The sequence below is a fragment of the Acinetobacter sp. 231_lipA genome, from assembly GCF_058243005.1.
In genome coordinates, this window is record NZ_JBZAYU010000001.1 from 1,532,138 (window position 1) to 1,543,358 (window position 11,221).

General features: G+C 36.8%; 11 protein-coding genes and 1 pseudogene. 4 read left to right on the plus strand and 8 right to left on the minus strand.

Annotated features, from left to right (window positions below; all coding sequences use genetic code 11):
* Positions 1 to 190: 190 nt before the first annotated feature.
* Together AC4CUX_RS07670 and AC4CUX_RS07675 are read right to left on the minus strand one after the other, a co-directional pair.
* Positions 191 to 2,464 (minus strand): hypothetical protein, encoded by a 2,274-nt coding sequence (locus AC4CUX_RS07670; RefSeq protein WP_005403922.1) that lies wholly within the window; start codon positions 2,462 to 2,464, stop codon positions 191 to 193.
* Positions 2,464 to 3,138, minus strand: a complete 675-nt coding sequence (locus AC4CUX_RS07675) for a hypothetical protein (protein WP_016653305.1) — start codon at positions 3,136 to 3,138, stop codon at positions 2,464 to 2,466. The genes AC4CUX_RS07670 and AC4CUX_RS07675 overlap by 1 nt, the downstream gene beginning before the upstream one ends.
* A 417-nt stretch (positions 3,139 to 3,555) precedes the next feature.
* Between AC4CUX_RS07675 and AC4CUX_RS07680 the strand changes: the two genes are divergently transcribed.
* A complete protein-coding gene (locus tag AC4CUX_RS07680; RefSeq protein ID WP_306179411.1) occupies positions 3,556 to 3,765 on the plus strand; it encodes a hypothetical protein in 210 nt (69 codons plus the stop codon).
* A 69-nt stretch (positions 3,766 to 3,834) separates the two neighbouring features.
* On the opposite strand, the gene AC4CUX_RS07685 is transcribed toward AC4CUX_RS07680, so the two are convergent.
* The 3 genes from AC4CUX_RS07685 to AC4CUX_RS07695 all read right to left on the minus strand — a co-directional run bounded on the left by AC4CUX_RS07685 (position 3,835) and on the right by AC4CUX_RS07695 (position 5,854).
* Complete coding sequence (locus tag AC4CUX_RS07685) at positions 3,835 to 4,149, minus strand: hypothetical protein (protein WP_490792294.1); 315 nt, start codon at positions 4,147 to 4,149, stop codon at positions 3,835 to 3,837.
* Positions 4,150 to 4,249: 100 nt separating this feature from the next.
* Positions 4,250 to 4,579: a DUF4236 domain-containing protein gene (locus tag AC4CUX_RS07690; RefSeq protein WP_017725328.1), complete on the minus strand. Its 330-nt coding sequence runs from the start codon at positions 4,577 to 4,579 to the stop codon at positions 4,250 to 4,252.
* Between the two features lie 142 nt (positions 4,580 to 4,721).
* Positions 4,722 to 5,854, minus strand: a protein-coding gene (locus tag AC4CUX_RS07695; protein ID WP_223235881.1) for an IS3 family transposase whose coding sequence is annotated in 2 segments (ribosomal slippage) — positions 4,722 to 5,602 and positions 5,602 to 5,854 — 1,134 coding nt in all. Because the reading frame shifts where the segments join, the coding sequence is not laid out codon by codon here.
* A 162-nt stretch (positions 5,855 to 6,016) separates the two neighbouring features.
* On the opposite strand from AC4CUX_RS07695, the gene AC4CUX_RS07700 reads away from it, so the two are divergent.
* Positions 6,017 to 6,607 (plus strand): class I SAM-dependent methyltransferase, encoded by a 591-nt coding sequence (locus AC4CUX_RS07700; protein ID WP_005401669.1) that lies wholly within the window; start codon positions 6,017 to 6,019, stop codon positions 6,605 to 6,607.
* A 2-nt stretch (positions 6,608 to 6,609) separates the two neighbouring features.
* Complete coding sequence (locus tag AC4CUX_RS07705) at positions 6,610 to 7,659, plus strand: HNH endonuclease (protein WP_005401670.1); 1,050 nt, start codon at positions 6,610 to 6,612, stop codon at positions 7,657 to 7,659.
* A 34-nt stretch (positions 7,660 to 7,693) separates the two neighbouring features.
* Here AC4CUX_RS07705 and AC4CUX_RS07710 read toward each other — a convergent pair.
* Together AC4CUX_RS07710 and AC4CUX_RS07715 are read right to left on the minus strand one after the other, a co-directional pair.
* A pseudogene (locus AC4CUX_RS07710) lies at positions 7,694 to 8,176 on the minus strand (hypothetical protein); the annotation flags it as partial.
* Positions 8,177 to 8,178: 2 nt separating this feature from the next.
* The gene (locus AC4CUX_RS07715) at positions 8,179 to 8,790 is read right to left on the minus strand and encodes a hypothetical protein (RefSeq protein WP_490792295.1); all 612 of its coding nucleotides are present in this window, start codon (positions 8,788 to 8,790) and stop codon (positions 8,179 to 8,181) included.
* A 146-nt stretch (positions 8,791 to 8,936) separates the two neighbouring features.
* Here AC4CUX_RS07715 and AC4CUX_RS07720 point away from each other — a divergent pair, with 146 nt between their 5' ends.
* Positions 8,937 to 9,869 carry an IS5-like element ISAba12 family transposase gene (locus AC4CUX_RS07720; RefSeq protein ID WP_490792296.1) on the plus strand — a complete coding sequence of 311 codons (933 nt, stop codon included), beginning with the start codon at positions 8,937 to 8,939 and terminating at the stop codon, positions 9,867 to 9,869.
* A 56-nt stretch (positions 9,870 to 9,925) separates the two neighbouring features.
* On the opposite strand, the gene AC4CUX_RS07725 is transcribed toward AC4CUX_RS07720, so the two are convergent.
* Positions 9,926 to 10,963, minus strand: coding sequence for a L,D-transpeptidase family protein (locus AC4CUX_RS07725; protein ID WP_004647595.1), 1,038 nt, complete (start codon positions 10,961 to 10,963; stop codon positions 9,926 to 9,928).
* Between the last annotated feature and the right edge of the window lie 258 nt (positions 10,964 to 11,221).

Sequence of the window (11,221 nt, forward strand, 5' to 3'; positions counted from 1 at the left end):
CAAGATTCGGTGCTTTACGTTTAATAAACTCATAAATTGCAGGATAAGCTTGAATTAAGTCTTCATTTGAGAATTTTTGCTCATCAAAGTACTGTCGGAGCTCTTGTTCTGCATCAGCTCGTAGGTTCTTTTCTAATTCATTACGTTGAAGTTGACGTCTATCTTCAGCATAGCGTTTTTTTGGGATTTTTTATTGAATGATGACATGAACTTCAATCCCGCTAATTTTAAATTGATCTTTCATTTGCTCTAAAACATTCGCAATTTTAGAAAATTGAGATAGTGATAAACTGGAAAAAGGATGTGCTGCTTCTTGTTGCATGAGCTCATGTCCAAAGAGAGCTAAAATCTCAGGTTCGGTAATTTTATGAGTCAAAAATGCACGAGCTGTATGGCGATGCCAATTTGCATGATCAAGTCCTAATTCAGGATGGAAATTTTTGACTGTAGAAGGACTTAGTGGTTTCCACTCATCATCTTGGATGATTCCCAAAAAGGGCAGCTTACTTGCTTCTATTTGTTGTATAACACCATTTAAAGCTGGATGACTCATCATGATTTGAGTCGAAAAATATTCTAAAAATTTAAGGAATTTTTTTATCTCTTCAACTAAAAATGAACAAAGTGGGATTAGACGTCCGAATCCATTGCGGCCGCCTACTTCTTTGTCAGAAACCATCAAAATTTGGCGTTTTAAATTAAAGTTTTTAAGAAATCCAGGGAATTCAGCAACGGGGCGTGCTGCTGTAAAAAGAAGGAGGATATGCCACATCCATATGTTGTAGTGGTTGTATATAGCAATCAGATCGTCTTCAGCTTGTGAAAAAATATTAAACTTCAATACAGCAAAAATCTCTGTAATGACCTGTGGTTTTGGAGCTTTACGACTACCAAAATGAGTTATTGAATCAGGGAGCGAAGGTACACAACTTTCATATGTGCTTGCTACATCTGCACAAAGTGATTTTAGAATATCAATATATTGTGCATGTAATCGTGGAATATTCTGATGACAATAAGAAACAGATGATGACTGATTGGCATCAATCCCTGTGATTAAATCTGCGAGTTGTTTATTCCCTGTTTTTGCAAGAACCGTATGATGCAGTAGAGAACTCACCTTTACGACAGACAGTTTTGGAATCAATAATTCTTGTCTTAATTTGCGTAAATATTGCTGTATATCATCGAAACTAACCGAATCCATTTTGCGCAGATCCTCAATGAATAGATTCGGGATTGGAATGTCTAAATAGATCGTCTGATTGAGCAAGTTGTCTGAATACTCAAAATTGCGGTTCTCAAATACATTAAAGTGACTGTTTAAGAAGACCTGATCATTTTTATAGATCAATTTTTGGCGGTTATTTAACTTTTTAGCTCGCTTGCTTTGTATATATAGCCACTCATTCACACTATTACCGGTCAAAAATGCGAGCATTAGGATCAAAGCACTTTTATTTTGATGTTCAGAGTAGTCCACATGAAGTCTTTTCAGGAGATGGTTCACGCTAGATGGATTCGGAAAAAAACTACTCGACGTGAGTAAATGTTCTTTGCGTTGAATATGTTTTGCAACAAGCGGTAGAACATAGATTTGACTCGTTTCTGAATGTGCTGCGAGTGGTGTGACGTCAGTTGGATTGACAACAATTTGCCGATTAATCGGCTCATCGATTAAGGTTTCTATATTCAGTGCTTTAGATTTAGCCCCTTTTTTGATTTCGATACTTTCTTCAATGAATTGTTCTTCATCAAGAAACTGATGTTGAAGCTGCGTATCGATACTTGCACGTGCAATCTTCGCTTTGTTTTTTAAAATGTAGTTAAAAGTAATGCGAATATCATTGAGTAGATTGCGATCAAACTCAGGCAATTCATCCGTATCTAATGTGATCAGATGTTGAATAAATTGCTCTAAGCTCTGTGTTGGATCTTGAAGATAGGTACTCCAGAGACGTTGATACTCTTGTGTATTTTGATATTTTTTTTCAGTATCTAAATTTTTATTTGCAGTCCTAAAGCGCTGGAATAAGCGCTTTACGGTATTGAAGTGTTCTGTGTGTGCTTGTTTAAAAAGCTCTGGTTTAAGCTCAGGAAGAGCAATTAAATAAATTGCCGCTTTTAAAACTAGAATATTCCAATTTTTTGCATGCGTGTGTGATGCAGGTAATTGCGCAATTGAATTGATGTATGACGTAATGGATAAATCACTAATCTTAACTTTTTTCGTGAAAGGGATTACCGGAGGTGTCGGCAGCTGCGAATCAAACTTTATATCGATATCAAAGTAATCGAGATTGAGACCAACCAGAAAATTGTCAGTCTGTTGAGAAGACAATAGTTTAAGCACAAAGTTGATATGTTGCGTACGTTCAAATTGCTCATCACCAAACAGTTTTTCTAGTGTTTTTTGCAGTGAAATAACTGTCAAATCAATATGCTCGTTTAGATCGTTCGACACTATGATCTCCAAATTTTTTCTGTACTTATACAACTATCAGAGTGATCAACGAGTTCTTTTACACATCTGCTGTTGAGTGATAATTCATTAAAAATATGTGTACGCTGTTGTTTGATATTTTTAGTACGCTGATTCAGTTGATTTCGAGAACATGAAAGTAGTTGTGCTAGCAGTTCCAGACTCATTTGATGATGTGGCTTTAAAGATGATTCTTTGTTAAGGGTCAATAGTGTTTGACGTGAAAGATGTGTGTTAATTAAATGCAATGTTTTTCGTGGATTTAACGAACGAATATCAAATTTTGTAGATTTGATGAATTGAATAAATTCACGACTGCATAACTCCATCAGAAATGCTAACTCATCCTCTGAAAAAGATTGTTGATGATGAATAATTAAAGTGACTTCATTAATATCTTGCTTTAAATAGCTAAGATATAAGTTAATATTATTGAAAATGGAGTAGTCATCAAATTCTGAAGTTTTCCACACATGGAGTTCTTTTATGCGATTAGAAATATCTAAATCTGCAGTGAGATTTTTAAACATATTTAAGTAGCATAAGTTGAAACCATACGCTTGTGGATGAATGGTGATTCTTCTTTTTTTGAAATTTTTTAGAGTACTTATCTGTGTTGCTGGAAACTTCAAAAGTAGTTCAGATGTCAGATCCATGTGTGCTATTGAATAAAAATAATACAGCAATACTTACGTATATTTAGAGTTTTTGAATATGGCAGGAGGTATCATTTTTTCCTTGTTTTTAAAGTTTATTTATTATTGAAAGTTTCAAATTTTCCTCCTCGATTAGATACTCACTATTAGTTAGCTATATTTGTGAGTTGGCAAAAAATATCATGTTTCTATTATGATGTTCACATAGCAGATTACAATGAATACAGTAGGGATGAGTATAGTTGATTATTACAATAACAATGCTCAAATTTGATCTTTTTTAATGGTAATTAAAACCAAACAGGAGTCAATTTTTGATAAGTATGTAGACAAATTTAACATGATTGATATCGGGAGCCGTATATGGAAATTAAACAATAGAAACAGGTAGAAGTCGTTACAGATGTTGTATGTGATATATGCAACCAATCAACGAAACTGGAGTTTGGCACTTTATCGGCGCATTGGGGCTATGGTTCCAAGCATGACGGGGAAAGATATGAATTGCAGTTATGTGAGAAATGTTTCTTTTATGCCTTAGCGACATTAAGAAAAGAGCGAGCAGATGAGTTTATGTTTGATGAAAACTTTGACCCTTCAACCCTAGATGGGTTTGGGTTGAAGTGAACCTATCATCGCGACAGGTTCTAAGAATCCAGAAAATAATGATTCAGATCCACGCCAGCAACTTCATTTTTAATGGCGAGTAAGGGATTCAGGAAAAATATTTTTCTTTGCTTCGAGGTCACTGATTTCGGAAAAGGCTTGAATACCGCCTGCGGCTTTAATTCCATCTAAAGCGACAGATAGAGCTTCCTGATCTGACGGGAATGTTTCATCCCATACAGTAGAAGTACCACTTTGGCTCACCACTTCCAGTGTCCAGTCACTATCAGGTAATCGATAAATTAGAATTTCAATTTGCTCATTATCCTCTTGTAAAATTTGAGACAAGGGAGAATCGATTAAATCATTTTCATCATAATCCAGAGTACTGTCATGATCAGACATCAGCGGCAGCCTTTATTGTATTTAACATTCGTCCATAGTAATGAGTGAATTTAATTTTGCCTAGCGGAATAAATGTTATGGGTACAAAGGTCGACTAATTCTAAAAAATAATAGCCCCGACAATAAAACAAAATAATCCAAAAATTACCCAAATCCAGACATTCGATTTGGGTTGCTCAGTATGTGATCTATAGAACGATTGCTGTTCCTGAGTAGGATTTTTTTGGTTGCCAACTCTCTTCTTATAGGGCTGGTGCTTGGAATAGGATAGGCCTGTGCCTGGAATACCAACGCTGGTTCGGGCGCCTTTTTTACCAATATTTAAAGAAGCACCAGGCTTGCCAATGCTTGCACTGCTGATGCCTTTATGCGTCAGATTGATTTTTAATCCAGGTAATATTTTAATACTCTTGCGAAATCTGAAGCCCATATTTTTTCCATTTACAAGAACCAGTTTGGTTTCTATCTCAGTTGTCGGGATACAGTGAAATAAAAGTTTGATTCATTCATAAGAGGTGGTCCCACATGTTTGAACAACTAAAAGCTTATTTATAAGTGATACTCTGCTCTAGTTAAGCTACCTTATTTTGTTGTGGTAGCTGGTCATAGTAAAACTCATCTGGAGTCATTTTGTCCAGACTCGAATGAGGTCGTTTCAAATTATAAAATTCAAAATATGCGTTTAATTGCTTCTTCGCATCCAAAACATTGCTGTAGGCTTTGAGATACACCTCTTCATATTTAACGCTCCGCCATAATCGTTCAACCATCACATTATCAACCCATCGACCTTTACCATCCATACTGATTTGAATGCCATTTGATTTCAATACATCAATAAATGCATCACTGGTAAACTGACTGCCTTGGTCTGTATTAAATATTTCAGGTCGACCATATTTTTCAATAGCTTCATTTAATGTTTCTATGCAAAATGTAACCTCCATACTAATCGATACTCTATGCGCAAGTACCTTGCGGCTATGCCAATCAATCACAGCACATAAATAAACAAAGCCTTTTGCCATAGGGATATACGTTATATCCGTAGACCACACTTGATTACTGCGCTGAATAGCCAATCCTTTGAGCAGATATGGATATTTGCGGTGAGCTTGATTAGCCTGGCTTAAATTTGGTTTGCAATATAACGCATTAATGCCCATTTTCTTCATTAAAGTACGTGTATGACGTCGTCCTATATGATGTCCTTGACGATTCAACAAATCACGCATCATCCGGCTACCTGCAAAAGGGTATTGCATATGTAACTCATCCATACACCGCATTAGCTTCAGATCTGATGCACTCACAGGTTTTGGGCGATAGTAATAACAACCACGGGAGACTTTCAGCAGCTGAGCTTGCTTAGATACTGAAATCTGAAGTGAGTCATCGATTAACTTTTGTGGTTGAAGCGGCCCAGTTTCTTCAACACACCTTCTAAAAAATCAATTTCTAATGCCTGCTCACCGATTTTTGCATGTAGTTTTTTTAGATCGATGGGTGGTTCTGTTGGAGCTTTTGATTGATCGAAAGCTTGCGAGGAAGCTGAAATCAGTTGATTTTTCCAGTCGATAATTTGGTTTTGATGAACATCAAATTCAGCACTCAATTCAGCAAGTGTTTTTTCTGCTTTAATCGCAGCAAGTGCTACCTTAGCTTTAAAATCATTTGAATGATTTCTTCTTGGTCTACGTGCCATAAAATACTCCATATATTGATGTTTATAACATCATTTGGGGAGCAAAATATCACTTATAAGTGTTGTTCAAATTTCCTGATCCACCTCTCATAGGACTGATCATTTGACTTAGCTAGTGAAATATCAGTATGTTCTTTAACATAAGATATTGGCTTTTAGACAATGAATCAAACATCAAATTATTACAATCAACATGCTCAAGCATTTTTTGAAAATACCTATCAGGTTGAGATGGAAAGTCTTTACACACCATTTCTAAGATATTTGCCGGAACAGGCATTGATCCTGGATTTGGGCTGTGGCTCGGGGCGGGACACTTTGGCATTTAAGAAAAAAGGCTATCAAGTTGAGGCAATTGATTATTCTATCGAGCTGGTTGAAAAGGCGAGAGAGCTGACAGGCATCGAGGTACGTCAGCAAAGTTTTTATGAGCTGAATGAAGTAGCTAAGTATGATGGGATTTGGGCCTGTGCTTCTCTTTTACACTGTGAAAGAGATCGCCTGACTGAAGTGTTGGGGCGCTTATTTAAAGCATTAAAGCCAAATGGTGTGTGTTACATGTCTTTTAAATATGGCGATTCAGACCGTGAGAAAGAAGGGCGCAGCTTTACTGACTTGAATGAGCAGCAAGCTTACGACTTACTCAAACAAATAGATCAGGCTTTACTGTTACAGCAATGGATTACTGTAGATAAACGTCCAGACAGTACAGAAGAGTGGTTAAATATCCTGATTAGAAAAATGCAGGCTTAGACGTGTTGTTTAGTACAGCTGAAATACCAACACATCATGAACAGCTAAAATTCTTAAAGCACATTCAGCAGATTTTACAGTCAGGGACGTTTACTTCGACCTATAAGTTTGCCTTGCTGATAAGCATCACACGTCTAGCGATTGAACAGGGTCAAGATACTGGTGCTGCGTTGCATTTGGAATATCAGGATATCGCTGAAAAATTTATTGACCTGTACTGGAAACAGTCACTACCGTTTCAGTTTAACCAATATGAACCTTTTTTCCTTAAACAATCCACTGGACAGCAAGCAAAAATCATCAGTGAAATCCAAAAGGCACAGCAACAATTCAAGACCTTGGCCGCACTGAGAACAGATGTACTTTACTGGAACAGGCTAAAGCGAACAGTGGCAACAACGGTAAAGCAAATGCCGGTAGTATATTTGCAGAATCTGAATGGTCAAACGGTAGAATTTCTCTATTGCCTTGAAGACTCCAAACAGTCCCTCAAGCTTTTACCCAAAGTGATGTATTGTTTGAGGCAGTTTAGTGAAATTGTTGAAGAGCTTTGCCAGAAGCGCTGGATTGATTTTGTCCGGTTGAATAAGCATAACCTGGTAGTATTAGATGGATTACCTGACCTGGATGAATTCATGTTTGCACCAAGTCGCAATCAACTAGGGCGGGTCGCGGACTACTTAATAGATTTACAGCAATACCAGTGTTTTTACTGTGGAAAAAGTCTCAAAAATTCAAAATATGCCGTGGATCATTTTATTCCATGGTCATTATATCCTGCCGATACCGGACATAATTTTGTCCTGGCGGATGAAAAGTGCAACTCACAAAAAAGTAATTATTTGGCGTCAGAACAATTTCTGCAACAGTGGCAGGAGCGGAACTATCTACATGATCAATCTATTGTTCGGGAAATTTCTCAATTAGGTTTTTTAACCGATCTACAACGTTCGCATCGGGTTGCCGACTGGGCGTATAAGCAGGCGATCGAAAATGAATACTTAGTTTGGTTGGGTGGTAAAGATAAACAGATATACCACAGTAATTTATAAGGCCTAACTTAAATAAAAAGTCTTCGACAAACCCGGTACGGTTCAGTAACTCTCTATTCTCTGTTTCAGCTTTATTTAAAAACTTAAGAAGATCCTCCAACTCAATAGGGAGAGGTGGTAATAAGTTATAAAGCCAATGGTATTCCTGTTTTTTGCTGGCTAAACGAAAACGTCTACAAAGATTAGCTACAGTAGCTGCATGTTCTTTGCTATCAAGTAATTCAATGCATTGAGTATTGAAAATGGCCCATTTCAGTGCATTTGATTGATATGCTGATGGAGTGTTGATCAGCGCCAGGAGATAATGAGCTAATGGATACTTACTAATCGATAGATCAGTAGGATGCTGATTCATAATTTTAATTAGTTTAACGACTTCAGTTGGTCGGATGAAATCATTGAGCTTAAAGAAGTCCTGATCATTTTCCAGTTTTGCTTCCGCCAGTGCTTGATAGAAGTCTCGAAATAGCTCAAGCTTTAATTCTTGAGTATCTTCTAAATAACGATATTCGTTCATGATTAAATTCCCGCCAGAATTTTTTCTAATGACAGTGGGTCGGCATAATTTGAAATAGAACTCACTGGACTTTTGGATTTAGACAGTCCTGATAATTCTCGTAGATAATTGATAGTTAAAACTTCCTGAAGATGTGCAGCTAAGTATTCTTCATTTAGCCAATTTGCAATGATGTCTAAGCCATGAATGGAGTGGTGTAATCCGGAACACAGTAAGGCCTTTACTTCGCTTAAAGCCTGGATGGTGAATTCGTAGGAATTATTTTTTTCATAAGCTCTGAACTTAAATTCATTTTTATTCTTGTTGTAAGAATAGGCATAGATCCAGCTGAAATGACTACTAAAAAAATAGTGATCAGGTTTGTCTGTTGTCAGAACAGGAATGTCGACTTTTTGTTGAAAAGTAAAATCCAAATGATAGTTTTGCTGTTTCTCATTAAGCTGAAAAAATAGAGCAATCCAGATTTGGTAGGCATGCATACATTTTGGATAACACATTAATTGTAAGTTTTTTGAAGATACACGATGACTTTCAATAGCTTTTTTTTTATAGACATATGCTGATGTCTCCCCATATTTATGCCAAGTGGCTGAAAAATAAGCTATAATATTCACGTATTTTTTATAGGAGAGTCAAGGGTTGTGCACCCTATATTGTGTTATTAAATTGTAAATTTCACTATATATAGTGTTTTTAATCTTTTTAGGGCTTTGTTGCACAAACCTATCTGTAAAGGCTTTTTCAGCGATATAATTTTCAAATGAAGAAGCCTACACACAAAATCTACCGCACAACCAATTGGCCCGCATATAACCGAGCACTCATGAGTCGCGGAAATATTGCCATTTGGTTTGATCCTGCTACGCAATGGTATGCGCCATCAAAAGGCAAACAAGGGCGAAATCAAACCTACTCCGACGCAGCCATCCAATGCTGCTTAATGATTAAATCCTTATTCCGTCTGTCTTTACGTATGGTCACTGGCTTTGTGCAAAGTCTGATTAAACTTTGCGGATTAAATTGGATAGCTCCAGATTACACCACGCTTTGTAGAAGACAAAAGCATATTGATATTGTAATCAGCTACCAAAAAAGTAGCGATGGGCTGCATCTACTCATGGACTCTACAGGCATGAAGTTTCTAGGTGAGGGCGAATGGAAACGCAAGAAACATGGACCTGAATATCGTCGACAATGGCGTAAACTTCATATTGGTATAGATGCTAAAACCCTACAAATACGAGCAGTTCAACTTACAACCAATAATGTCAGTGATTCACAGGTGCTTGGTGATTTACTTAATCAGATTCCACAAGATGAGCAGATTAACTGTGTTTATACCGATGGAGCTTATGACACCAAGCAATGCCGTCAGGTCATTGCAGATCGGCAAGCGCATGCGGTGATTCCACCTAGAAAATATGCGAAACCATGGAAAGATACAAAGAGTAGCTCGCTAGAGCGAAATGAATTACTTCGAACAATTAAACGTTTAGGCAGGACACTATGGAAAAAATGGTCAGGCTATCATCGTCGAAGTTTGGTTGAAACTAAGATGCATTGCATCAAATTATTAGGAGATAAACTCAGTGCAAGGAGTTTTGATAGCCAAGTGAATGAGATCCATGCACGTGTAGCAGTCCTTAACAGATTTACGGAATTAGGTCGACCACTTACCCAAGTTACGCCTTAAATTTGGCTCAATTAGGGGCGCTTTGCATTTCAAATCTTTGTGCAACAAAGCCGCTTCTACTCCAAAAATCTGACAGTCATGCCTTTGCGAACAATTTTAGATAAATTATTTGCGTCCCAATTGGTCAATCGAATACACCCATGCGAAGCTGTTTTAGAAATTAAAGCGGGGTTGGGTGTCCCATGAATTCCAAAAGAAGGTCGAGATAAACCAATCCAAATATTTCCAACTGGATTATTCGGTCCGGGCGGTAAACTAAGAGGCTTAAGATTTTTGCCTTGAATAAAATTCTTAGGGTTATAGCTGTAGTGTGGATTTGGCACAATGCTCCCAATCACATGAGTGCCAGATGGTGAGGGATTATCTTCACTACCAATGGTTGCAGGAAAAGAAGCAATCATCTTATTTTGTTGATCAAGCAAATATAATTGTTTTGAGCCTTTGTGCGCGATAATCATTTTTATATTTTTTGGCAACGTGTTTTTCACATTTGCCACAATAATCTTTTCACCAACTTTATTAAAAGTTGCACCTGAATTTATTTTTTGTAAAAACAATTCATCCATATGAAACTTTTCACCCAGCATCTCAGTCACACGGGTGTAATACAAACCTCGCATCTTTGATTGTTCAGCATAATCTACAGGAATAGATTGAGCATAAGGCCCCTTCAAGTCTTGTGCAGTAATCGTGTATTCAATAAATGTTGGTTGGGTTGTATCTTCATTTAAAAGATGCCAAGTATTTGCGTCTAAGATTCCATCACCACTTAGACCCTTCATAATTTGAAAAGCTGAAATCGCTTTAACAGTATTTAAGCCCAATGAACCATCAATCGCCCCTGAGGATGAATAGTGGCGACTCAACAGGACTTGTAACTTTGCGTAAACAGGAAGATAGCCTTTTTCAAGATTGTCTGACCATTCAGCTTTATTTAGATTATCTAAAGACCATGTGCTGGGTTGATTTAACAATGCCAAATTGTTCTGATCATTAGTTGAAATACTAAGTAGACTGTGCGGTTCTCGTGCGTTTGCATAAGTTGAAAAAATACAGATATTACTCAAGCAAATAATTAAGAAACGACTCAACATAGTAGCTAATCCCAAGGTAAAACGATTTATCAAAATGACAATACCAATAGTTTAAATAAAGTTAAATAAATGCGCCTTTGTAACAATTTTAGTTAAAAAAATGCCAACTTAAGAAGGTAAATGTATATGGGCTGTAACACTAATATTGTATATTAATTAACTAAACTAGGATGATTTCGTGTCCGCGCTAAATAAATTTAGCCATATAGGCATAAATAATTGATATGGCTAAACATTTAAATTGAGGTAAAGTTATAA